Source organism: Synechococcus sp. ATX 2A4 (assembly GCF_024346375.1).
Taxonomy (GTDB): domain Bacteria; phylum Cyanobacteriota; class Cyanobacteriia; order PCC-6307; family Cyanobiaceae; genus MW101C3.
In genome coordinates, this window is sequence record NZ_JAGQCV010000001.1 from 66,199 (window position 1) to 89,640 (window position 23,442).

At 66.7% G+C, this 23,442-nt stretch carries 20 protein-coding genes; 8 read left to right on the top strand and 12 right to left on the bottom strand.

Annotated features, from left to right (window positions below; genetic code table 11):
- Positions 1-316 precede the first annotated feature (316 nt).
- Complete coding sequence (gene chrA / locus KBY97_RS00340; RefSeq protein ID WP_255144653.1) at positions 317-1,801, top strand: chromate efflux transporter; 1,485 nt, start codon at positions 317-319, stop codon at positions 1,799-1,801.
- Positions 1,802-1,820: 19 nt separating this feature from the next.
- Here the strand turns inward: chrA and KBY97_RS00345 are convergent, their stop codons facing one another.
- The 4 genes from KBY97_RS00345 to KBY97_RS00360 are packed head-to-tail and all read right to left on the bottom strand — an operon-like array spanning position 1,821 to position 5,953.
- Entirely contained in the window at positions 1,821-2,564 is a 744-nt protein-coding gene (locus tag KBY97_RS00345; RefSeq protein ID WP_315857123.1) for an amino acid ABC transporter ATP-binding protein, read from the bottom strand.
- Between the two features lie 2 nt (positions 2,565-2,566).
- Positions 2,567-3,826, bottom strand: coding sequence for an amino acid ABC transporter permease (locus tag KBY97_RS00350; protein ID WP_255144654.1), 1,260 nt, complete (start codon positions 3,824-3,826; stop codon positions 2,567-2,569).
- Positions 3,826-4,812 carry an ABC transporter permease subunit gene (locus tag KBY97_RS00355; RefSeq protein WP_255144656.1) on the bottom strand — a complete coding sequence of 329 codons (987 nt, stop codon included), beginning with the start codon at positions 4,810-4,812 and terminating at the stop codon, positions 3,826-3,828. The genes KBY97_RS00350 and KBY97_RS00355 overlap by 1 nt, the downstream gene beginning before the upstream one ends.
- Positions 4,813-4,822: 10 nt before the next feature.
- Positions 4,823-5,953: an amino acid ABC transporter substrate-binding protein gene (locus KBY97_RS00360; protein WP_255144657.1), complete on the bottom strand. Its 1,131-nt coding sequence runs from the start codon at positions 5,951-5,953 to the stop codon at positions 4,823-4,825.
- 143 nt (positions 5,954-6,096) lie between these two features.
- On the opposite strand from KBY97_RS00360, the gene pyrC reads away from it, so the two are divergent.
- Both pyrC and KBY97_RS00370 read left to right on the top strand, forming a co-directional pair.
- On the top strand, positions 6,097-7,191 hold the full coding sequence (gene pyrC, locus KBY97_RS00365; RefSeq protein ID WP_255144658.1) for a dihydroorotase: 1,095 nt from the start codon (positions 6,097-6,099) through the stop codon (positions 7,189-7,191).
- Positions 7,192-7,663: 472 nt separating this feature from the next.
- On the top strand, positions 7,664-9,913 hold the full coding sequence (locus KBY97_RS00370) for a cation:proton antiporter (RefSeq protein WP_255144659.1): 2,250 nt from the start codon (positions 7,664-7,666) through the stop codon (positions 9,911-9,913).
- Between the two features lie 145 nt (positions 9,914-10,058).
- On the opposite strand, the gene KBY97_RS00375 is transcribed toward KBY97_RS00370, so the two are convergent.
- The 4 genes from KBY97_RS00375 to KBY97_RS00390 all read right to left on the bottom strand — a co-directional run bounded on the left by KBY97_RS00375 (position 10,059) and on the right by KBY97_RS00390 (position 15,159).
- The gene (locus KBY97_RS00375; RefSeq protein ID WP_255144660.1) at positions 10,059-11,702 is read right to left on the bottom strand and encodes a bifunctional orotidine-5'-phosphate decarboxylase/orotate phosphoribosyltransferase; all 1,644 of its coding nucleotides are present in this window, start codon (positions 11,700-11,702) and stop codon (positions 10,059-10,061) included.
- A gap of 108 nt (positions 11,703-11,810) precedes the next feature.
- Positions 11,811-12,548 (bottom strand): succinate dehydrogenase/fumarate reductase iron-sulfur subunit, encoded by a 738-nt coding sequence (locus KBY97_RS00380; protein WP_255144661.1) that lies wholly within the window; start codon positions 12,546-12,548, stop codon positions 11,811-11,813.
- A complete protein-coding gene (locus tag KBY97_RS00385; RefSeq protein WP_255144662.1) occupies positions 12,545-14,470 on the bottom strand; it encodes a fumarate reductase/succinate dehydrogenase flavoprotein subunit in 1,926 nt (641 codons plus the stop codon). Before KBY97_RS00385 ends, KBY97_RS00380 begins: the two co-directional genes overlap by 4 nt.
- Positions 14,467-15,159, bottom strand: a complete 693-nt coding sequence (locus tag KBY97_RS00390; protein ID WP_255144663.1) for a succinate dehydrogenase — start codon at positions 15,157-15,159, stop codon at positions 14,467-14,469. The genes KBY97_RS00385 and KBY97_RS00390 overlap by 4 nt, the downstream gene beginning before the upstream one ends.
- A gap of 74 nt (positions 15,160-15,233) precedes the next feature.
- Between KBY97_RS00390 and KBY97_RS00395 the strand changes: the two genes are divergently transcribed.
- The gene (locus KBY97_RS00395; RefSeq protein ID WP_255144664.1) at positions 15,234-16,508 is read left to right on the top strand and encodes a PQQ-dependent sugar dehydrogenase; all 1,275 of its coding nucleotides are present in this window, start codon (positions 15,234-15,236) and stop codon (positions 16,506-16,508) included.
- Positions 16,509-16,626: 118 nt separating this feature from the next.
- On the opposite strand, the gene KBY97_RS00400 is transcribed toward KBY97_RS00395, so the two are convergent.
- Complete coding sequence (locus KBY97_RS00400) at positions 16,627-17,640, bottom strand: NAD(P)-dependent alcohol dehydrogenase (RefSeq protein ID WP_255144665.1); 1,014 nt, start codon at positions 17,638-17,640, stop codon at positions 16,627-16,629.
- A 152-nt stretch (positions 17,641-17,792) separates the two neighbouring features.
- Between KBY97_RS00400 and KBY97_RS00405 the strand changes: the two genes are divergently transcribed.
- On the top strand, positions 17,793-19,103 hold the full coding sequence (locus KBY97_RS00405) for a family 10 glycosylhydrolase (RefSeq protein WP_255144667.1): 1,311 nt from the start codon (positions 17,793-17,795) through the stop codon (positions 19,101-19,103).
- Positions 19,104-19,115: 12 nt separating this feature from the next.
- On the opposite strand, the gene ppk2 is transcribed toward KBY97_RS00405, so the two are convergent.
- On the bottom strand, positions 19,116-20,081 hold the full coding sequence (gene ppk2, locus KBY97_RS00410; RefSeq protein WP_255144668.1) for a polyphosphate kinase 2: 966 nt from the start codon (positions 20,079-20,081) through the stop codon (positions 19,116-19,118).
- Between the two features lie 150 nt (positions 20,082-20,231).
- Positions 20,232-20,393 carry a hypothetical protein gene (locus KBY97_RS00415; protein ID WP_255144669.1) on the bottom strand — a complete coding sequence of 54 codons (162 nt, stop codon included), beginning with the start codon at positions 20,391-20,393 and terminating at the stop codon, positions 20,232-20,234.
- Positions 20,394-20,532: 139 nt separating this feature from the next.
- Between KBY97_RS00415 and KBY97_RS00420 the strand changes: the two genes are divergently transcribed.
- The 3 genes from KBY97_RS00420 (at position 20,533) to KBY97_RS00430 (ending at position 23,113) form a co-directional block, all read left to right on the top strand.
- Positions 20,533-21,066, top strand: a complete 534-nt coding sequence (locus KBY97_RS00420) for a hypothetical protein (protein ID WP_255144670.1) — start codon at positions 20,533-20,535, stop codon at positions 21,064-21,066.
- Positions 21,067-21,171: 105 nt separating this feature from the next.
- The gene (locus KBY97_RS00425; protein WP_255144671.1) at positions 21,172-21,396 is read left to right on the top strand and encodes a hypothetical protein; all 225 of its coding nucleotides are present in this window, start codon (positions 21,172-21,174) and stop codon (positions 21,394-21,396) included.
- A gap of 7 nt (positions 21,397-21,403) precedes the next feature.
- Positions 21,404-23,113 carry an NAD-dependent malic enzyme gene (locus KBY97_RS00430; protein WP_255144672.1) on the top strand — a complete coding sequence of 570 codons (1,710 nt, stop codon included), beginning with the start codon at positions 21,404-21,406 and terminating at the stop codon, positions 23,111-23,113.
- 28 nt (positions 23,114-23,141) lie between these two features.
- Here the strand turns inward: KBY97_RS00430 and KBY97_RS00435 are convergent, their stop codons facing one another.
- Positions 23,142-23,423: a 2Fe-2S iron-sulfur cluster-binding protein gene (locus KBY97_RS00435; RefSeq protein ID WP_255144673.1), complete on the bottom strand. Its 282-nt coding sequence runs from the start codon at positions 23,421-23,423 to the stop codon at positions 23,142-23,144.
- Between the last annotated feature and the right edge of the window lie 19 nt (positions 23,424-23,442).

Genomic DNA, 23,442 nt, shown 5'->3' on the forward strand with positions numbered 1-23,442 from the left:
ACTCCCGCCCGCCTGAAGTGAAGCGCGAACGCCAGTGTCGTCCGCCGACCAAAGGGCGTCTCCGAAGCCAAGGCAACGCGCACCTGAGACATCGCTCCCTGGCCAGGCCACCCCTCCCCGGACGGTGGGATCTGAGACATACGGATCGGTGGTTTCCACCACGGAATCAAAAGCTTGTGTCCGCCGTTGCACCTTTCCCGTAGCAAGGACAACCGATTGCCAGAAATGGCCAGCCATTCGTGACAAGCGGCACACCGGCATCCGGTTCCTGCATGGGCCACCATCAGCTCGCAGCATCCAGTTGAGCCTGCACGCCGTGACTCCAAGCGCCAAGCCGTCCGATCCCGCCGCAGAATCCTCTGCTGCGCCAGCCTCCAGCCACCGGCCGGTGCCCTTCGGCGAGGCCGCCCGCTACTGGCTGGAGCTGGGGCTGATCAGCTTTGGTGGGCCGGCCGGGCAGGTGGCGCTGATGCACAGCGAGGTGGTGGAGCGGCGTCGCTGGCTCTCGGAGCGGCGCTTTCTGCACGCGCTCAACTACGCCATGGTGCTGCCGGGGCCAGAAGCCCAGCAGCTGGCCACCTACATCGGCTGGCTGCTGCACGGCATCCCCGGCGCTCTGGTGGCGGGCAGCCTGTTCATCTTGCCTTCACTGCTGTTGCTGCTGTTGCTGTCGGCGGTGTACGCCATCTGGGGGCAGCTGCCGCTGCTGGTTTCGGTGTTCTGGGCGCTCAAGCCGGCCGTGACGGCGATCGTGATCCAGGCGGCCTGGCGGCTGGGCCGCCGCACCCTGCACAACCCGGTGTTGCTGGCGCTGGCCGTGCTGGCCTTCGCCGGTCTCACCCTGTTTCGGCTGCCGTTTCCCCTGATCCTGCTCACAGCGGCCGTGATCGGCTGGCTGGCAGCTCGCTGGCGTCCCCAGTTGTTCAGCCCGTCCCGCCAGGCGTCGCCTGCTGCTCCTGGCCAAGGCGCAGGCACCACCGTCATGCCTGTGGCCGAGCGGCTCCCGCTTCATGGCGATGCCACACCCACCCCCGCCCATGCCCGCTTCGATCGCCGCCGGCTGGCCCTGATCCTGCTGGCCGGGTTCGCCGCGCTGGTGTTGCCGCTGGCGTTGGTGAGCGGCGTTGGTGGCTGGGATGGGCTGCTGACCACGATGGCCCGCTTCTTCAGCCGCGTGGCCGTGTTCAGCTTCGGTGGCGCCTATGCGGTGCTGCCCTACGTGGCCCAGGGGGCGGTGGAGCAGCACCAGTGGCTGAGCGCCAGCCAGATGATCGACGGCCTGGCCCTCGGTGAAACCACCCCCGGGCCCTTGATCATGGTGGTGACCTTCGTGGGCTTCATGGGCGGCTGGAACACCGCCCTCGCCACCCTGGACGCGGACGCCACCACCAGCCTTGCCGCTGGCACCACCAGCCTGGCCGCTGCCGCGACGGCCCTGCCGCTGGCGGTGCTGGCTGCCCTCACGGTCACCTGGTTCACCTTCCTGCCGTCGTTTCTGTTCATCCTGGCGGGCGGGCCCTTGGTGGAAGCCAGCCGCGAGGACATCCGCCTCAGTGGACCGCTCACGGCGATCACCGCCGCTGTGGTGGGCGTGATCGCCAACCTGGCGGTGTTCTTCGCCGGCCATGTGCTCTGGCCCGACGGCGCGGGCGGTGGCTTCGATCCGGCGGCGCTGGCGCTGATGGCGGCGGCGGTCGTGGCCCTGCTGCGCTGGCGCTGGCCGGTGCTGCGGCTGATCCTCACGGCGGCCCTGATCGGCGCCGGGCGGCAGCTGGCTATCTGGGCCGGGCTGCTGGGTTGAACGTGCTGGGCTGAGCAGCTCAGAGGATCTGGGCCAGGAACTGACGGCTGCGCTCGTGCTGGGGGTTGGTGAAGAAGGTGGTGGGGGCCGCTGCCTCCACGATCTGCCCCTCCGACATCAGCACCACCCGGTGCGCCACCTCGCGCGCGAAGCCGATTTCGTGGGTCACCACCACCATGGTCATGCCGTCGGCGGCGAGGGCGCGCATCACCTCCAGCACCTCCCCCACCATCTCTGGATCAAGGGCGCTGGTGGGTTCATCGAACAGCAGGATGCGGGGTTCCATGCAGAGCGAGCGGGCGATCGCCACCCGCTGCTGCTGGCCGCCGGAGAGCTGGCCGGGATACTTGCCCGCCTGCTCGGCGATGCCCACCCGCTCCAGCAGCCCCAGGGCCTGGGCCTCTACCTCCGCCCGCCGCCGCTTGCGCACCACCACCGGCGCCAGGCTGAGGTTCTCCAGCACGGTGAGATGGGGGAAGAGATTGAACTGCTGGAACACCATGCCGGTGTCGCAGCGGATCGCATCGATGTTGCGCAGGTCGTTGGACAGGGCGATGCCATCGATCGTGATCGTGCCCTCCTGAAAATCTTCGAGGGCGTTGAAGGTGCGAATGAAGGTGCTCTTGCCCGAACCCGAAGGCCCCATGATCACCACCACCTCGCCGCGGCTCACGCTCAGATCCACACCGCGCAGGGCATGGAAGCCGTTCGGGTACCACTTCTGAACCCCGCGGGCCTCAATCATCAAGGGGCTGGCGGCCATGGTCAGGTGGGGGAATGGGAAGGATTGAGGCGGAGCTCCAGCGCCCGGCTGCCGAGGCCAAGGGCGGCGCAGCAGCACCAGAACAGCACCGCCAGGGTGAGATACACCTCGGCGTTCTTGCCGAGGAATTCTGGGTTGGCCATCACCGTACGGGCGGTGCCGAGCAGTTCGAGCAGGCCGATCAACGACAGCAAGGTGGTGTCCTGCAGCAGGGAGATGAACTGCCCCACCGTGGCGGGCAGGGCAATCTGCAGGGCCTGGGGCAGCACCACATGCCGCAGGGCCTGCGGCATCGACAACCCCAGCGAGCGGGCGGCCTCCAGCTGACCGACGGGCACCGCCGCCAGACCGGCGCGCACGGCTTCCGCCAGATAGGCCCCGCAGAAGAAGGTGAGCACCCAGGCGGCGCGCCAGACGCGGTCGGGGGCCCAGCCGCCGGGAAGCATGTAGCCGAGGATGTTCTGCCCCAGGAACAGCAGGGTGATCAGCGGGGCGCCGCGGATGAACTCGATGTAGAGCACCGAGCTCCAGCGCAGCAACGGCAGGCTGCTGCGGCGGCCCAGGGCCACCACGATGCCGATCGGGAAGCTGAGCAGGATGGCGAAGCTGGCCATCAGCAGGGTGAGCAGCAGGCCGCCCCATTCCGACGGCGGCACGCGCGGAACGCCCAGCCCGCCGGCGATCAGCACCATGCCGAACAGGTAGAGCGCCGGCCAGAACAGGGGCAGGAAGCGCAGCAGGCGCCGCGGCACCAGCCCCCCCCACTGGCCCGCCACCCCCCGCAGCACCAGCAGCAGCGCCGTGATCGCCCACCAGCGCAGCTGGAGCGGCACCGGCAGCTTGAGCGCAGCCGGCAGCCAGGCGGCCAGAAAGGCCAGCACGGCAATGGCCACCAGGTCGTTGAAGGGCCAGAGCGTGCCGCTGCGATCCGCACGCGGATGGCTGCGCAGCAGGCCCCAGCTCGCGCCGGTCGTCACCGCCGCCAGGGCCACCAGCAACCACAGGCGCCACTGCTGCGGCAGTGGGTAGCGCCCCACGGCGAACAGGGTGGTGTTGGCCTGGATCACCGCCCACTGGGCCTGGCGGAAGGCCCAGTGCCAGAAGCCCACGCCAGCGGCCAGCAGGGCGGCAAGCAACAGCACGCTGATCACCCCGTCGAGGGGAGTGGCGAACAGCTCCTGACGCAGCGCCCCGCGCCAGCTGCGGCGGGCGGAGGGGGGAGCGGGCCGAGGCGGGAGGAGTGGCGGGGAGGAAGAGGTCATCAGCGCTCGCGAATCTGCACCAGTTGGTTGACGCCGTTCATCAGCACCGAAATCACCAGATCGATCAGCAGATAGGCGCCGAGCAGCAGCAGGAACACTTCCAGGGCGCGGCCCGTCTGGTTGAGGGTGGTTTCAGAGACGGAATAGAGATCGGCGTAGCCCACCGCCACCGCCAACGCGGAGTTCTTGGCCAGGGAGATGTACTGGCTGTTGAGGCCCGGCACGATCACCCGCAGCGCCTGAGGCAGCACCACCGTGCGCATGGTGGCGCTCCAGTGCAGTCCCAGCGAGGTGGCCGCCTCCCACTGCCCACGGGGCACCGAGGCGATGCCGCCGCGCACCACCTCGGCCACGAATGCGCCGGTGTAGGTGATCAGGCCGGTGATCAGGGCGGAGAACTCCACAGATAGGCGCAGCGGCGCCCGCCAGACATCGTTCACCAGGGTGGGCCCCTGCCACTGAAAGCCTTCGGCGAACCAGGCCAGATACAGCCCGGACTTGGAGAGCACCACGCCGGGCCATTGAAAGGCTGCGGTGCTGTTCGGCAGCGCCAGGAACACCACGAAGTACCAGAACAGCAACTGCAGCAGCAGGGGGATGTTGCGAATCACCTCCACATACACCCGCGCCAGGCGGCGCAGCAGGCCATTGCCGCTGAAGGCGGCCATCCCCACCGCCGTGCCCAGCACGGTGGCCCCCACCAGGCCCACCACGATCGCCCGCAGGCTGTTCACCAGCCCCACCACCAGCACGCGCCAGTAGGGCATCGAGGCATCGAAGGGGATCAGGCTTTCGGCCACATCGAAGCTGGCGGGTTGCCCCAGCCACCGCCAGGTGAGCAGCAGCCCGGCGGCGGTGAGGTTGCGTACCAGGTTGCCCAACAGCAGGGCAATCACCACTAGGATCGCCAGCCCCACAGCCCCCTGGACCAGCCAGGGAACCACGCGCCGATCCCGCCACCAGGGAACCCGCTGGATGTCGCTCATCGCGAAGCGCTCAACGGAAGGGTGGGGAGTAAATCAGCCCACCGTCTTTCCACTGCCGGTTCTCGGCCCGGTCGAGCTTGAGCGGGGAGCCGGCGCCCACATTGCGCTCGAAGATCTCGCCGTAGTTGCCCACCGCCGCGATCGCCTTGGGCACGAAATCCGCCGGCAAGCCCAGCTGCTGCCCGAAATCACCCTCCACGCCAAGGAAGCGGCGCAGGTCAGCAAGGTTGGTGTTGGCTTTGGCTTCCGCCACCTTGGCGGCCACATTGGCCTGGGTGATGCCCAGCTCTTCCGCCTGGAACAGGGCATAGACGGTCCAGCGCAGGGCATCGGCCCAGACTGGATCGCCATTGACGCTGGCGGGGCTGAGCGGTTCCTTGCTCATCACTACCGGCAGCAGGATGTGGGCATCGGGCTGCGGGAAGCTGCTGCGCTTGGCGGCCAGCTGGGAGCGGTCGCTGGTCACGGCCACGCAGCGGTCGCCGAGATAGGCAGCGTACGTCTGATCGCCGGTCTGGAACTTGAGCGGGGTGTAGGCGATGCCCTGCTCGCGCATGCGATCGGCCAGGTTGAGCTCGGTGGTGGTGCCGCTCTCCACGCAGATCGGCTTGCCCGCCAGATCCTTGAGGGTCTTGATGCCGCTGGCCACCGGGACCATCAGGCCCTGGCCGTCAAAGAAGGTGGTGGGAGCAAAAGCAATGCCGTTGCCACCGGCCGCATCGCGGCTCAGGGTCATGGTGGTGTTGCGGGCGAGCATGTCCACCTCGCCGCTGGCGAGGGCCGCGAAGCGCTCGCTGGAGTTGAGGTCGCGGTATTCCACCTGTTCGGGATCGCCGAGAATGGCGGCGGCCACGGCCCGGCAGGTGTCGGCGTCGAGGCCGCTGTAGGTGCCGTCGGGGCCGAGGAAGCTGAAGCCCGGCAGCTTGCCGTCGACACCGCAGACGAGCTTGCCGCGGCTGCGGATCGTCTCCATCTTCTGGCTCTGCACCCCTTCACCGCCACCGCCGTCGTTGGCGCAGCTGGCCAGCAACAGGGACAACACCACTGGAGCCGCCGCCAGCAGGGATCGCAGACGCGGCCGCCGCAGACGTGATGGCTGAAGACGTGATGGTTGCAGGCGCGGTGATCGCAGCTGAAGCATCCGGGGCTGTGGCGAAGTGAGCGCAGTTTGCCAGCAGGACACAAGAGCTGCTGGTCACAACGCCCACACGTTGCAGGCCGCCTCTCCATCGCTTCAGGCGACGGCGATGATGGCGATCAGGTCCAAGCCCGGGTCGCCGCTTGATGTCCGCTTCCTCCGCTGCGCCTCAAGCGGCTCCCCGTTCGCTGGTGATGCGCCGCCCCGACGACTGGCATGTGCACCTGCGCGACGGCCCCCTGCTCAACGCGGTGGTGGCTGCCACGGCGCGGGCGTTCGGGCGGGCGATCGTGATGCCCAACCTGAGCCCGCCGATCACCACGGCGGCGATGGCCGAGGCCTACCGCCAGCGGATCCTGGCCGCCTTGCCGCCCGGCAGCCGCTTTCAGCCGCTGATGACCGCCTATCTCACCGACACGATCGATCCGGCTGAACTGGAGCGGGGCCATCGGGCCGGCATCTTCACCGCCGTGAAGCTCTACCCGGCCAACGCCACCACCAATTCGGCCCACGGCGTGACCGACATCGCCAAGCTCACGCCGGTGTTCGACACGCTCGAGCGCATCGGCATGCCGCTGCTGCTGCACGGTGAGGTCACCGACGCGGAGATCGACATCTTCGATCGCGAAGCGGTCTTCATTGAGCGGCATCTGCAGCCGTTGCTGGAACGCTATCCCCGCATGAAGGTGGTGCTCGAGCACATCACCACCAGCGAAGCGGTGGCTTTCGTGGAGAGCCAGGCGGGCGGCGACTCCCCACGGGTTTGCGCCACGATCACCCCCCACCACCTGCAGCTCAACCGCAATGCGATGTTCAGCGGCGGCCTCTGGCCCGATTTCTACTGCCTGCCGGTGATCAAGCGGGAGCGCCACCGCCTGGCCCTGCGCCGAGCCGCCGTCTCCGGCAACCCCTGCTTCTTTCTTGGCACCGATTCCGCACCCCACCGCCGCTCCGCCAAGGAAGCCGCCTGCGGTTGCGCCGGGATCTTCAATGCACCCCATGCGCTGGAGAGTTACGCCCAGGTGTTCGAGCAGGAGGGGGCACTGCACCGGCTGGAAGCCTTCGCCTCGCTCTTCGGCCCTGGCTTTTACGGCTTGCCGCCCCATGAGCAGACGGTGGAACTGCGCCGTGAGCCGGTGCCCGTTCCACGGCGCCTGGAGCTGGCCGATGGCAACGGCGGTGTGGAGGTGCTGGTGCCGTTCCATGCCGGCCAGACCCTGCCCTGGCGACTGGTGGGCTGAGGGGTAGGGGGGCCAGTAACTGTGCCGCGAGCCAACGACACAGCAAGCTGCCGACAGCAGGGAAGCGCCGAACCCTTGCCAATCGTGCTGCCATTTCTCGGCCCTGGGTGTCTCAACCCTGCATTCATCGCCCCAGGTGGTTCCTCCCTGGTCTTTCAGACCTGGTGTTGCATTGCAGCCCAGGTGTTGCAGCCCTGGCTGGCGTTGCAGCCCTGGGTTGCAGCCCTGGGTTGCATCGCTGGTGTTGCATCGCTGATCTTCGCGATTCAACCAATCCATCCGCAAAGACGGCTTACACTCTGCCCAGTCCTCACAGTGTTCCGGTGCCTCATTTCACTGCACCCAATCAGCTGCTGGCGAACAAACGGTTGGCCCCAATCCTGCCAGGTTTGCCTTTGTGATCAAAGGCTTCATTGAGTGTCGCCCAGACACATCATCATCTGATTCCATCCTCAGAGCTTGTTGGTGAACAATGACAGAACTGATCATTATCTTTGCAGCAGCGGCCTTCGGCGGCTTGCTGGCTTCCTTGTTGAAGCAGCCGGTGATTCTTGGCTATTTACTTGCAGGTGTGATTGTTGGGCCTTTTGAACTGGGGCTGATTGGTAACTATGAGGAAGTTGAAACAATCGCCGAACTCGGTGTTACGTTCCTTCTTTTCACTATCGGTGTTGAGTTTTCTTTTGCTGAACTCAACAAGGTAAAAAAGATTGCCTTGGGTGGTGGTGGGTTACAACTGCTGATCACGATATCCCTCACCGCCTTGGTAGCGGTGGTGGCCGGCTGGGTAACCACTGTCCCGCAGGGCATCTTTCTCGGCGAGCTGGTGTCACTCTCATCAACCGCCGTGGTGATCAAGGCTCTGGCTGAGCAGGATGAAACCTCAACGTCCCACGGACAGGTGATGCTGGGCATCTTGATCGTTCAGGATCTTGCTCTTGGCTTGATGCTTGCGATCTTGCCGGCTCTGAACAGCCCGATTGAGCAATTAGGAATTGCGATCGGTATCGCCTTGCTGAAACTCGCCCTCTTCGCCCTTGGTGCTTTTGTGGTGGGGAAATGGCTCATTCCTCCTTACTTGCAGCTGTTGGCGAAAACCGAAAGCCACGAGCTTTTTTTGCTGGGGGTCGTGACACTTTGCCTTGGCATTGCACTGCTCACTGGAAGAATTGGACTTTCAACAGAAATGGGTGCATTTGTGGCGGGGCTGATGATCTCAGAAGTTGAGTATTCAGACCAAACCCTGGATTACGTTGAGCCCATCAGGGACATCTGTGCAGCGGCATTCTTTGCTGCGATTGGCGTTTTGATTGACCCTGTCTTCCTTTGGAATAATCTCCCGCTGATACTGGGCTTGGTCAGCTTCGTTTTAATCGGGAAGTCGTTGATCGTTGCACCCCTGGTCGTCTTGTTTCGCTATCCTCTCAAGACGGCCATCATCGCAGGGCTGGGTTTGGCGCAGATTGGTGAATTCTCGTTTGTACTGGCAGGTCAGGGTAGCAAATTTGGCCTGATCTCTGAAAACGTCTATTCATTGATCCTGGGAACTACTGCTGTTACATTGATCGTCACTCCTTTCGTGCTGAGGTGGCTGCCGGCACTCTTAGAGAAAGCAGAGTCGTTGCCCTGGTTTGCACAAGCCGATGGTCCATTGGAAAGCTCGGACGATGTGACGACTCTCCAGGATCACATTGTGGTCTGTGGGTATGGAAGAGTGGGCAGCAATATCGTGAAACTTTTGCTTGAACGCAACTACCCCGTCCTGGTGATTGAGCAGTCAGAGCAGTATGTTCAAAAGCTCAGGGATGCCAAGATTCCCTATATCTTTGGAAATGCAGCCAGCGCTCTCGTCCTCGATAAAGCTGGAGTGACCCAAGCCAGGGGCATGGCCATTGCCCTGCCTGATCCCATGAGCATTCGGCTGTGCCTGAAGCGATCGTTGATGCTCAATCCTGAACTCGACCTGGTTGTGCGTGCCAGCACAGAGAAAGACATTGAACCTCTTTATCAAATGGGGGCAAAAGAGGTTGTGCAGCCAGAGTTTGAGGCAAGCCTTGAGCTTTCCACCCATCTCTTTTCCGGTTTGGGCATTCCTTTGGCAGCGATTCAGCAAACCATCCAACAAATCCGCGACTCCCACTACTCCACCCTTCGTCCTCAGCAGACCAAGGAGCAGATCTTCCGCGAGATCAAGGAAGCAACCCGCACGATGGCAACAAAGCTGTATTTCTTGCCTCCAGAGTCAGTTTTGCTTGGTAAAACCCTTGGCGAGTCTCATCTGCGCTCATTAACTGGCGTGATTGTGATGGCCATCACCCGCGCCAACGGCGACAAAATCGATTATCCAGATGCCGAAACACGATTCGAGGTAGGCGATAGTTACCTGTTGGTTGGAGAAGCCAATGAGTTGGCGGCCTTCAAGCAGCTTGCTTCTGGGCCGATCTCACAACTGCCGATGGGATCCGACTCGTCCCTCTGGATCCCCATTTCCAAGGAAAGTCCAGTGGTAGGAATGACGCTTTCGCAACTGGAGTTGCGAGATCATCCCGGAACCGTCGTTCAGGCCATTCGCCGAAAAGGAGCCTATCTGCGTTTCCCAGATGAGAAGGCGGTGATTCAAGCCGGGGACAAGCTACTGGCGTTCGGCTCGGTGGCTGTTCTGTCGGATCTGGAACAAAAGATCGCACCGGCTTCAAAGATTCAGACGCTTGTCTCCGAATGATCGTCTTTCCCCTTGATCATTGATCACTGCAGCAGTGAGCTGCTCCCTCCTTGCGCCACGCCTTTGAGACGCTGACTGAAGGATTCCTAGCAACCGAAGCAAAACAGGATGCCCAACACCGCCATTGCACGCTGTGGTCTGGCCATCAGGTTCCCTTTGCAGCCCCGCCATCCAGCAGAGCAGCCTGGGCACTGTTCAGCCGGCCGGCAGTCACCAGCACGCTGGTGATGCGCGGGATCGTCAGCACCGCATGGGTGCGGTAACCCGCTTTTGCCAGGCGTTGGCGGGCCTGGCCGCCATGGTCGATGAACACCACCACGTCATGAACCACAAGGCCGGAGGTCTCGAGCTTGGCGATGCCCTCCAGCACGCTGCCACCGGTGATCAGGATGTCGTCGACCACCACCACGGTTTCGCCTTCGTTGAAGTCGCCCTCGATCAACCGCCGCGCCCCATGGGCCTTGACTTCCTTGCGGGGATAGATCAGCGGCAGATGCAGCTTCAGCGACAGGCCGGTGGCGGTGGGCAGTGATCCATAGGGAATGCCGGCGATCCGATCGAACCGCAACCCTTCGAGCTGGCCGGTGTAGGCATGCAGCACTCGGTGGAAGAGGTTGGGGTCGGAAATGATCTGACGCAGATCGATGTAGTAATTGAAAATGGCGCCGGAAGCCTGCACGTACTCACCGAACAGCAGGCAGCCCACGTCGAACAGTTCCACGATCAGCTCATCGAGCGGATCGACACTGCTGACACGACTGTTGGACCCCGCACCCTCACGCTCCGCAAGGCCGCTCACGGCTCCAGAGCCACCTGTGCGGCGTCCGGCGGCCGGGCCTTCACGCGCTGCTCCCTTACTTGCAGCCACGTCATCCTCACCACCTTCAAGGGCAGCTTCGGCACTGTCGCCGGAGGCAGCAGTGTCCGCTGCCCCCACCGGCGCCGGCAACCACAGCTCGCAGCGATCAGCCACGTTGCTGAGCCAGCTGTGCCGCATGGTTTCGATCTGGCTGCGCAGGGCGCTGGTGCCGGCCGCCATGCCCTTCTGCACCAGCAGGTGCTGGGGCAGGGGCAGCAGCAGACCATCACCGGAGGCATTGAGGCCCGCCTGCAGCAAAGCTTCCAGCCGCTCCTCCTGCTCCCAGAGGCTGCGGAGGATCAAGAAGCGTTCCGGTGCCTCGCTGCGCACCCGCGCCAGCACCGCCGGATCACTGGTGCCCACCTCCAGCAGCAGCTGCTCGGCGGTGGCCCACAGCTGGCTCTCACGCACCACCGTTGTGTAGAGCGGCCGCTCTTCATCGGGGTGGTGCTGAAACACCCGGGCGCCGGGATTGGAGCTGTGGCAGGTGATCACCACGGCCCGCTCCGGGTAGAGCAGAAACGGAGCGACGATGTCCTGACCGGCCAGCGGTGAGAGGGTGAGGGCGTCAGCGCCCAGTTCCCGAAACACGTAGTGGGCCAGGGCCGAGGAGGTGTTCAGATCGCCGTGCTTGGCATCCAGGATCAGGGGCATGTCCCGCGGCACCAGCTCGCGCACCTCGTGCAGCAGCTCAATGCCGATCGGTCCCAACGCCTGGTAAAAGCCGAGGCTCGGCTTGTAGGCGCAGACGTGATCACCAGTGGCGTCGATCACCGCCTTGATCCAGCGCCGTGCCTGAGCCAGGAACGAGCCATTGGAGGGGTGATGGCGGGTCCAGGTCTGCAGCATCTCCGGGTTGGGATCCAAACCGGTGATCAGCAGCGACTGGCGGCTCGCCATCGCATCGGTGAGTTTGACGAAGAAGTTCATTGTTCTGCGGCCAGCATGGCAGCGTGCGCGGATCTGGCAGCCTTTCTGTAGCCGCAACGGCGGTCGGCCAGTGGGGCAGCCCGTCAGTCGGCCCCTTCGGTGAATCGATCAGCCGGAGCGGTTCATGCGGCTGATCCAGTCGGCGGAGATCTCCTTCGGGCACACGGCGGAGCATTCCAGCTGGTTGCTGCAGCTGCCGAAGCCCTCGGCCACCATGGCGCCCTGCAGGGCGGCGGAGCGCCGCTGCCGCTCCGGTTGCCCCTGGGGCAGCAAGGAGAGATGGCCCAGCTTGGCGGCCACGAACAGGCTGGCGGAGGCGTTGGGGCAGGCGGCCACGCAGGCGCCGCAGCCGATGCAGCTGGCGGCGGCGAAGGCCTGCTCCGCCTGCTCCCGGCCCACCAGCAGAGCATTGGCCGCCGGTGCGCTGCCCGTGTTCACCGACACGTAGCCGCCCGCCGCCAGCAGCCGGTCGAAGGCGGAGCGATCAACGCTGAGGTCTTGTTGCAGCGGGAAGGCCCGGGCGCGCCAGGGTTCAAGCGTGAGCGTGTCGCCATCGCGGAAGTGGCGCAGGTAGAGCTGGCAGACGCTGGTGGCGCGCTGGGGGCCATGGGCCTGGCCGTTCACCATGAAGCCGCAGGCCCCGCAGATGCCCTCGCGGCAATCATGGTCGAAGCACACCGGCCGCTCACCAGCCATCAGCAAGGTTTCGTTGAGGCAATCGAGCGCTTCCAGCAGCGAGAGATCGGGGCTGAGCGGCTCCAGCGCATAGCTCACGAAGGCACCAGCCTGCTGCGGGCCCTCCTGGCGCCAGATGCGCAACGTGAGCCGGATGGTCGTGTTGCTCATCGGTAGTTGCGACGGCTGGGCGTGGCGTGGCGGTAGTGGAGCGGTTCGCAGTGGCGCAGGGGCTCCTGGCCGTCACCGTTCCATTGCCAGGCCGCGATGTGGCAGAACTTGGCGTCGTCGCGCAGCGCCTCGCCATCGGCGCTCTGGTGCTCCTCGCGGAAGTGGGCGCCGCAGGATTCCTCCCGCGCCAGCGCATCGCGGAGCATCAAGGCCGCCAGTTGCAGGAAATCCTCCAGCCGCAGGGCTTTCTCCAGCTCGGGGTTGCGCCCCGCGCGCGGCTCCGGCAGGCGCAGCTCCTCGGCGAAGGCCTGCTCCAGCGCCTGCACCTGGGCCAATGCGGCACGCAAGCCCTGGGCGTGGCGGCTGATGCCGCAGGCTCCGATCATGATCTCGCCCAGCTCTCGGTGCAGGCTGTCGCAGCTGCGCCCGCCGCTGCTGCCGAGGCCGCTGCTGCCGAGGCCGTCGATGCGGGCCTGCACCGATGCGGTGGCGGCGCGGCAGGCCGGGTGATCGGGGTTCACTTCGGTGTGCAGATGGCCCGCCAGCCAGCCGCCCACCGTGGCCGGGGCGATGAACAGGCCATCGGCAAGGCCCTGCATCAGGGCGCTGGCGCCCAGCCGGTTGGCGCCGTGTTCGGAGTAGTTGGCTTCACCCAGAACGAACAGTCCGGGGATGGTGCTCATCAGGTTGTAGTCGACCCAGAGCCCCCCCATCGTGTAGTGCGGCGCCGGGTAGATGCGCATCGGTTCGGCATAGGGATCGCTGCCGGTGATGCGTTCATACATGGCGAAGAGATTGCCGTAGCGGCTTTCGATCGCGGCGCGGCCCTCACGGTGGATCGTGTCACTGAAATCGAGATAGACCGAGCGACCGCCGGGCCCCACGCCGTGGCCTTCCAGGCAGCGCTCCCTGGCCCGGCGCGACGCCACATCGCGGGGCACCATGTTGCCGTAAGTGGGGTATTGGCGCTCCAGGAAGTAATCCCGCTCGGCTTCGGGGATGGCGTCCGGCGCTCGCGCATCGCCTGCCTGGGCCGGCAACCACACGCGGCCGTCGTTGCGCAGGCTTTCGCTCATCAGCGTGAGCTTGCTCTGGCCTGGATCGCCGCTGGGGATGCAGGTGGGATGGATCTGGGTGAAGCAGGGGTTGGCGAAGGCGGCACCGCGCCGGTGCGCGCGCCAGATGGCGCTGGCATTCGACTTCACCGCGTTGGTGGAGCGGTGGAACACGTTGCTGTAACCGCCGCTGGCCAGCAGCACCGCATGGGCGGTGTGGGCCTCGAGGCAGCCGCTGGCCTGCACCCGGCACACCACCCCGCGCGCCACCCCCTCCACCGTGATCAGATCCAGCACGTCCCGTTGGGTGAGCAGCTCCACCCGGCCGGCGTCCACCTGGCGCAGCAGGGCCTGCACGGCGCCGTAGAGCAGTTGCTGGCCGGTCTGGCCACGGGCGTAGAAGGTGCGGCTCACCAGGGCGCCGCCGAAGCTGCGGTTGGCCAGGGTGCCGCCGTACTCCCGCGCGAAGGGCACCCCCTGGGCCACGCACTGGTCGATGATCGCCCCGCTGATTTCCGCCAGGCGGTGGCAGCCGGCCTCCCGGGCCCGGAAGTCGCCCCCCTTCACGGTGTCCAGGAACAACCGCTCGACGCTGTCGCCGTCGTTCTGGTAGTTGCGGGCGGCATTGATGCCCCCCTGCGCCGCCACCGAATGGGCCCGCCTCGGGCTGTCGTGGTATGTCAGCAGGGTCACACGGAAGCCCTGCTCCGCCAGCGTGGCGGCGGCGGAGGCCCCCGCCAGTCCGCTGCCCACCACCAGCACCTTGAAGCGCCGTTTGTTGATCGGGCTGATCAGCGGCAGCTCCCGGCGCCGCTGCGTCCAGGCGCCTTGAATCGCCCCGCCGGGCAGCTGGGGATCGAGCTTCATGGCAGCAGACCCACCAGGCCCACCAAGCTCCCCAGGCCTTGAGCAGCTCCCGCCACCAGGCCACCTGCCGCACCGGCGGCCAGGCCCGCCACCAGCGCGAAGCCTCCGCCCACCAGCAGTGCCAGCAGCCAGCCGCCCCTGCGCAGGCGTTCAGCGTTGGCGGCTTCCAGCAGGCCCAGGCTGCGGTGGGCGCTCTCGCTGCCGTGCAGCAGATGCAGGGCCAGGGCCACGGCCGCCGCCAGGTAAAGCGCGAGAGCCCAGGGAGAGCTGAGCGCCTGGGCCACCGCCTGCGCCTCCAGCCCGGCCGGCGGCCGCTGCCAGCGCAACTGGCGCAGATGCACCAGCAGAAACAGCAGCAGAACACTGCCGCTGAGCGGCGCGGTGCGGGAGGCAAAGGCGGCGAGGCGGTCGGGGCGACGGCTGCGCAGCTGGGTGTAGCCGGCCTCACCACGCGCACGGGCAGATTGGAGCAGCCGCTGCAGGCTCAGTGCCACGTGGGTGAGGGCCGCAAGAGCCAGCCCCAGTTCCGCCCCGGGGAACCAGGGGCTGGCATGCAGCCAGGCCGCCAGCGCTTCAAAACCGGCCGGATCGAGCACCAGCTGGGCCACGCCGGCCAGGTGGGCCAGCAGAAACAGCACCAACGCCAGGCCACTGGCAGCGATCAACCGGCCGGATAGCCATGGGGACATGGGCGAGGCGGCCGGGGCAGCGCGTCGGCCTTGATTCTGGGCCAGCATTGGGGCTGTTGCTCTGGTCATGGCCCGTGATCAGCATCCCCAACTGCATCGGTGGGTCCGCGCGCGGGGCCCTGCTCCTCCTCCTGCCCCTGTCGGCGGCCTGCCAGGCCAGACCCCTCAGCGGCCCGCAGCCAGACGCCTCAGCCCTTGAGGCCGCCTCGCCCGGGGCGCCGGTGGTGGAGGCCGCGGCTGGTGCCCGGCCGCCCCTGCTGCTCAGCCCCGAGGCGCCGCGTGATGCGGTGCGTCAGGTGCCGGTGGTTGGGGGGCTGGAGCACCCGTGGTCGGTGGCGTGGCTGCCGAGCGGTGATCTGCTGATCACCGAGCGACCCGGCCGGCTGCGGCTGGTGCGCAACGGCCGCCTCGATCCCACCCCGATCGCCGGGGTGCCGGAGGTGTTGGCGCGGGGCCAGGGCGGGCTGCTGGATGTGGCGGTGCATCCGCGCTTCGCCGACAACGGGCTGGTGTATCTCACCTATGCCGCCGGCACGGAAGCGGCGAATCACACCCGCCTGGCCCGGGCCCGCTTCAACGGACGCGCGCTGCAGGATCTGCAGGTGATCTTCGAGGTGCCCCAGCGCAAGGCGGGCGGCCAGCACTTCGGCTCCCGCCTGCTGTGGCTGCCCGATGGCACCCTGCTGCTGGCGATCGGCGACGGCGGCAACCCACCGGTGCAGCTCGACGGGGCCCTGATCCGTGTGCAGGCCCAGAACCGTGCCAGTGCTCTCGGCAAGATCGTGCACCTAACCGACGCGGGCCGACCGGTGCGCGCTGCCGCTCTTGCCGGCGATCCCGGTGCTCTGCCAGGGTTGTGGAGCCTGGGCCATCGCAACATCCAGGGCCTCGCCTACGACCGCGGCCGCGGGCGGGTGTGGGCCACCGAGCACGGCGCCCAGGGCGGTGACGAGCTCAACAGCCCCAGGGCTGGGGCGAACTTCGGCTGGCCTGTGGTGACCCACAGCCGCGAATACTTCGGCCCGGCGATCTCAGCCGCCACCGGCTCGCCCCGTTTCGTGGATCCAGAGTTGGTGTGGACCCCGGCAATCGCCCCCTCGGGGTTGGTGGTGTACGACAGCGAGCGGATGCCGGCCTGGCGCGGCCAGCTGTTTGCCGGTGGCCTGGTGTCGCAGGCGGTGCACCGCCTCACGCTCGATGCCGGCGGCCGGGTGAGCGGCCAGCACCGCATCGACATCGGCGCGCGGGTGCGCGATGTGCGCCAGGGGCCGGATGGTTTCCTCTACGTGCTCACCGATGCCCCGAGCGATGGCCAGCTGATCCGCCTGGAGCCTGCCGCGCCCTCCTGATCCAGAGCGGCGCCGCACCGCCAGGGCTCAGCCAGGCGGTCTGCTGTGGCTGCCGTTCAGCCCCCGGGGCGCCGTCTGGGGCGGCCTTTGGGCTGCTGCTGGGCACCCTGGCTGCCTGTCAGATCTCGATCGCCAGCTTCCCCTTCACCTGCCGGGCTTCGAGGCGGCGCACGGCGTCCGGCAACTTGTCGAGCGGGTAGCGCCCATCGATCCAGGGCCTGAGCTGCCCGGCTTCCACCAGCTCCTTCAGCACCAGCAGATCCGCCCGCTTCGGCTGCTGCATCACCGCCACCACCTTGCGGCGGCGCAGCCTGGAGAACAGGGGGCCGAGCAACAAAGCGCGCATCAGCCGGCTGAAGTCGCCCCCCACCAACACGTAGGTGCCGGCGGGAGTGAGCAGGGGCAGCCAGGAGCGGATCGGCAGAAAGGCCGCCATGTCCACGATCAGATCGAAACGCTGGGCCTGGCGGCGCAGATCGGCGGGCCCCAGATCGCTCACGTGATCGGCGCCCAGCGCCAGCACCATCGCCTGGTTCTGGGCCCGGCAGACCCCGGTGACCACCGCGCCGAAGGCCTTGGCGATCTGTACGGCATACGAACCCACGCCCCCGGAGGCGCCGTGGATCAGCACGCGCTGTCCCGCCTGCAGCCGGCCCGCGTCGCGCAATGCCTGCAGGGCGGTGAGCGCCGACACCGGCAGCACCGCCGCTTCCGCGAAGCTGCTGTCGGCGGGCATGGGCGCCAGGGCCGTGGCGGGGGCGCAGACGTAGTCCGCAAAGGCACCGAAACCCGCTTCCGACAGATCACCGAACACCGCCTCCCCCACCTGCACGCCTGTCACCGAAGCGCCCACCGCCGCCACTTCACCGGCGAAGTCGGTGCCGATGGTGGAGATGGAGGGGGTGCGCAGACCGCCATAAATCAGCCGGCTGATGAAGGGGTCGCCCCGCATCAGATGCCAGTCGCCGGCATGCACGGCGCTGGCCCGGACCCGCACCAGCACCTGATCGTCGGCCGGAACGGGCCTGGGCACCCGCTCCAGGCGCAGCACCTCAGGCGGGCCGTAGCGGCGCTGCACGATCGCCCGCATGGTGTCTGGAGGCACGGGTTCGGGCCGCGAGGGTGCCGGCATGGTGTCACGGCCGCCGATGCCGGCTGGGGAGGCCAGGTGCGCTTGCCTGTGTGTCGGCCATGACAGAGCCGCAACAAAGCGGCACAATTCGCGCTCCCGATCGGGAGGGCGGGATCACCGATCCGCTCCCTCAGCCTGCCCTGGCCCCGCCGATGCCCTGCTTCAGACACCGTTGGCTGCAACGCCTGGCTCTCGCGCTTTTGGCCGTCGTGGCGATGGTGCTGCCGGGATTCGCCTTGGGGTCGTTTCCGCCACCTCCGCCACCACCGCCGCCTGCCCGCAGCTTCGGGCCCAGTGCACCGCCGCCGCCGCCGCCCGCCGCCGCGACTCCGGGGACTCTGGCGGCTCCGGCAGCTCCGTCGGCTTCTGTGGGGCAATCGCGCCCGTTCAGCCTGAACCGCGCCGAGATCCGCGGCGTCTGGATGACCGGCAACGACATGCCGGTGCTGCGGGATCGCGACCGGATGCGGCTGGCGGTGGAGCAATTGGCGCGGCTTAACTTCAACACCATCTATCCGGTGGTGTGGAACAGCGGCTTCGCCTATTACGCCAGTGCTTCCGTCCAGCGGCGCGGCATTCAGTCGTTCACGTTTCGCGGCCTGCAGGGGCAGGACGTTCTCGCCGAGTTGATCCAGGCGGGCCATGCCAAGGGCCTGCTGGTGATTCCCTGGTTCGAGTTCGGCTTCATGGCCCCGCCCGGATCGGAGCTGGCCCGCTTGCATCCGCACTGGCTCACCCGCAAACAGGACGGCGGCCTGACCTCGATCAGTGCCGCCGGCGAAGTGGTGTGGCTGAACCCACTGCATCCCCAGGTGCAGGCGTTCATCCTGGAGCTGGTGCAGGAAATCATCAGCCAATACGACGGCGACGGCATCCAGTTCGACGATCACATGAGCCTGCCGAGTGACTTCGGCTACGACGACGTCACGACGGCGATGTACCGAAAAGAAACCAAGAAGGCTCCACCCAGCAATCCACGCGATCCGGCCTGGTTGAAGTGGCGCGCCGACAAGATCAGTGACTTCATGCAGCAGGTGCATGACACCGTTCATGCGGCGAAACCATCGGCGGTGCTGTCTGTTTCGCCGAACTACTACGATTTCGCCTACAAACTGCAGCTCCAGGATTGGCTCGGCTGGATCCGGCGCGGCCTCGTGGATGAGCTGGTGGTGCAGCTGTACCGCCCCGATCTTGATTCCTTTCTGCCTTTGCTGGCTGAAGCGGCCCTGCTGGAATCGCGCACCAGAATCCCCACGGCGGTGGCGATCATGTCCGGCCAGCGCCAGCGCCTCGTTCCGATGGAGCTGATTCAGGCCCAGGTGAATGCGGCGCGGGAGCGCCAGCTCGGTGTGGCCTTCTTCTACTTCGAAACCCTCTGGGACCGGGCTGTTGAACCGCTCAGCGAGCGCAAGCTGGCCTTCCAGCAGTTGTTCACGGCCCCGGCTCCCCGCAACTTGATTTAAGCTTCCCCGCGCTTAGGGATAAGCATTGGGCACAAAGAACTGTTCGTTCATCGGCGGGCGCTGGTAATCGCTGCCGCTCTTGCGCGGTGGCAACTCGAAGGGAGCTGGTGTCATGTCTTCGTAGGGCACCTTGCTTAGCAGATGGCGGATGCAGTTGAGGCGGGCTCGACGCTTGTCGTTGGCCTCCACCGTGAACCAAGGAGCTTCGGGGATGTTGGTGTGGGCGAACATCTCATCTTTCGCCTTGGAGAACTCCACCCAGCGATCACGCGACTCCAGATCCATCGGGCTCAACTTCCAGCGCCGGGCGGGATCTTCCAGCCGGGAGAGGAAACGGGCTTCCTGTTCTTCATCGCTCACTGAGAACCAGTATTTGATCAGGATGATGCCGCTGCGCACCAGCATCCGCTCAAATTCCGGGCAGGAGAGCATGAATTCATCCACCTGCTCGGGCGCACAGAAGCCCATCACCTTTTCCACCCCGGCGCGGTTATACCAGCTGCGATCGAACAGCACGATCTCACCAGCGGAGGGGAAATTCTCCACATAGCGCTGGAAATACCACTGCGTTTTCTGCTGGTCGGAAGGGGTGCCGAGGGCCACCACATTGCAACCGCGTGGGTTTAGCGGCTCGGTGATGCGCTTGATCGTTCCACCCTTGCCGGCCGCATCCCGACCTTCGAAGAGCAGCACGAGCCTGTAGCCCACATGCTTGATCCAATACTGCATCTTCACCAGCTCCACCTGCAGGCGAGCCAGCTCTTTCTCGTAGAGCTTCTTGTCGAGTTTGGTCAAACGGCCTTCAGCGTGATCGGAGAAGTCGTCAAGGATCGGGGAAGGGCCGTAGGCATCTCCTGAGCCGAGGGGGTAAGCGAGCCCGGCGCCGTGGCGCTTCTTGTGGCCATTCTTGCCGGATTTGTGTTTCTTTGCTTTCTTGTCGTCTTTGAGTTTTTCTCCAGTTGATTTGTCCTTGGACATCGGCTCACCTCGGATGCATTGTTTTTCTTTAGTCGATGCGCAGGTGCCATCAGTGCAACATTCACTACCGAGTCACCCCGGCTGCGCGCCTTTCAGCTGCCAGCAGAGCGGCAGCAACCCTCCACCCTGCCGCCGAGCGGTGAGCTTGGCTCAGCTGATGATCAACACCACCCCAAGCGCGGCCACCAGCAGCAGGATCGCGCCGGAGGCCAGCAGGGCATGGTTGAGCGCATCGGCCCTGGTTTCGCCGAGCTGCATGGCCACCTCGTCGGCGTAGAGGTTGTCATGGTTTTCGAGGTCATGGGTGCGCATGGGGTCCCTCGTCGGTTAGCGGTGGGGGCGCCGCTGCGGCACCCTCTGGGTTAACCCTAAAAACAGTGCTCGGCGGCGTCCAGCGATCCATACCCGGCGTCACGAACCCCCTCCCCACGCTCTTCCGCCCGACCCGCCGATGCTCGATTCCCTGCCCGATGGCCCTCAGTTGCTGGCGCTGGAGCTCCAGAGCCGCCGCAACGGCAGCGGCCTCAGCCGGCAGGCCCTGCAGGGCGTGTGGATCCTGCAGCGCACCTGGCCGCGGGGCCGCTCCCAGCCGGCGGACCTGGCCAGCACCCTCCTGCGCGCGCTCGGCGCCTCTCTCGCCCTGAGCGCCCCAGAGGCGGCGGTCCCATCAGCCGCCTCTGCAGGAGAAGAGGCGGCCCCGCTGGAGATCATCAACAGCGTGCGGCTAGGACCGCTGGAACTGCGCTTCTGCGGCGAAGCGCGGCTCCAGGGCCGGCGCCCCCTGCTGCTGTTTCGCTTCCTGCGCCTGCAGCTGCGGCTCGGCGCGCGCCCCTTGATCGATCGTCCGTTGCCCGCTGCCGCCCCCTTCAGCAGCCTGCCGGTGGCCGGCCTGCCGTTCTTTGCCCTGATCGCCGCCGACCCGGAGGGGATGTGGCTGGCGGCGCGGGGCAGGGGCGGCGGCCTTGCCCTCTGGCAACGGGCTTGAGCCCACCCGCCAAAAGCCAGTGCCCGACCCGGGCCGGAGCGTTGGCGTGGGCACAGCCAGCGGCCCCGATCCCGCTCAGGATCTTGCACACTGAACCCTGTCGTGATGGTTCCTGCCCTGCCCGGATCACCTGTCCAGCGGATGTACCGGCTCGTTGATCCCCAGGGACAGCCTCACCCCGTGCTCGATGAGGCGTACGACTCCATGGAGGCGGCCTGGGAGGCGGCCTGCGGCTGGTGGGAGGAGCAGCGGGGTGGTCCGGTCGGGATCGGCCTGGAGGTCAGCACCGGCTGCGGTGACTGGCGTACGCTCCGGCATCCCGGCTGCTGAGGGGCCGTTGAGCGCCACACCTTTGCCCACGTCTGCGCCCCTGGCCACCAGCCTGCGCGGGCGCCAGCTGCTCGCCGATCCCCAGTTCAACAAAGGCACGGCCTTCAGCCGGGCGGAGCGGCTCCAGCTGGGCCTCGAGGGGTTGTTGCCCCATGCCGTGGAATCGCTCGACATCCAGGTGGCCCGGGCGTGGAAGGCCTTCTGCAGCCTGGCCAGCGACATGGAGAAGTTCCGCTTTGCCCATGGCCTGCGCCAGACCAACAGCACCCTGTTCCACCGGTTTCTGGCCGATCACATCGAAGCGGTGCTGCCGATCGTGTACACCCCCACGGTGGGCACGGCGATCCAGCGCTTCAGCCTCGATTACCGCAGCCCCGCCGGCGGGGTGTTCCTGGCGGCGGCCGATCAGGACCGCTTCGCGGCGGTGCTGCGGCAGGCGGCCAGCGGGCCGATCGATCTGATCCTCGTCACCGATGCGCAGGGCATCCTCGGCATCGGCGACCAGGGGGTGGGCGGCATTGAGATCTGCCAGGGCAAGCTGGCCGTGTACACCCTCTGCGCGGGGCTCGATCCGCACCGGGCGCTCCCGGTGGTGCTCGATGTGGGCACCGACCGCCCCGAGCTGCTCGACGACCCCCTCTATCCCGGCAGCCACCAACCGCGCCTGGCCGGCGCCGCCTACGACGCCCTGATCGCCCGCTTCGTGCAGGCCGTCACCGAGGTGTTTCCGGGGGCCCTGCTGCACTGGGAGGATTTCGGCGCGGGCAATGCCCACCGCAACCTGGCCCGTTACCGGCAGCAGCTGCCCAGCTTCAACGACGACATCCAGGGCACCCGGGGCGTGGCCTGCGCCGTGGTGGCGGCCGCCTCGCAGGGGGCCGGGGTGCCGCTCGCGGAGCATCGCATCGTGGTGTTCGGCGCCGGCACCGCCGGCTGCGGCATCGCCGATGGCCTGGTGCGGCTGCTGCAGCGCGGCGGCCTTTCGGCTGAGGAGGCGCGCCGCCGCCTGTGGCTGGTCGATCGCTACGGCCTGGTGCACACGGGTCAGCTGCCGGAGCAGATCCCGGAGATGGCCAGGGCGATGGCGCGCCCGCTGGCCGAGCTGGAGGCCTTCCGCCGCGACGCCGACGGCGCGATCGGCTTGATGGAGGTGGTGCAGCGCGTCTGCCCCACCGTGCTGATCGGCACCTCCACGGTGGCGGGTGCCTTCAGCCAGCCGGTGGTGGAGAGCATGGCCGCCGCAGTGGAGCGGCCGATCATCCTGCCGCTGTCGAATCCGACCCGGCTGGCGGAGGCCCAACCGGCTGATCTGCTGCGCTGGAGTGAGGGCCGCGCCCTGGTGGCCACCGGCAGCCCGTTTGCAGCGGTGGAGGTGGGGGGGCGGCTGCGCCGCATCGGCCAGTGCAACAACTGCTTCCTGTTCCCCGGCCTGGGTTTCGCCTGCGTGGCGGTGGGAGCCACCGAAGTGAGCGAAACGATGATCGATGCGGGCCTCGAAGCGCTGGCGCGGCGCATCCCGGCCTGGAGCGATCCTGAGGCGCCGCTCATGCCCGAACTCACCGAGGTGGCGGCCGTTTCCACGGCAGTGGCGGAAGCGGTGGCCCTGGCGGCGGTGGAGGCGGGTGTGGCCCGCTACGCCAGCACAGCCGCAGCTGCGCTTGCCTGCCTGGAGCAGGCCCGCTGGCACCCCACCTACCGCGCGGTGGTGGGGGCCTGAGCGAAACAAGCCGCGGGGAGAGCCGGGTTCAGAGCTCCTCTTCCACCCCCGGCAGCACGGTGCAATCGCTCATCGGGTAGCTGACGCAGAGCAGGGCGAAACCCTGGGCGATCTGGTCGTCATCGAGGAAGCTCTGGTCGGATTGATCCACACTGCCGGCCAGGATCTTGCCGGCGCAGGTGCTGCAGGCACCGGCACGGCAGGAGTAGGGCAGGTCGATGCCCTGCTCTTCTGCGGCATCGAGGATGTACTGGTCATCGGGGCAATCGAAGGTCTTGCCGCCTTCCATCGTGATCGCGTAGGTGGCCATGGTGAGGTCGGCGTGGATG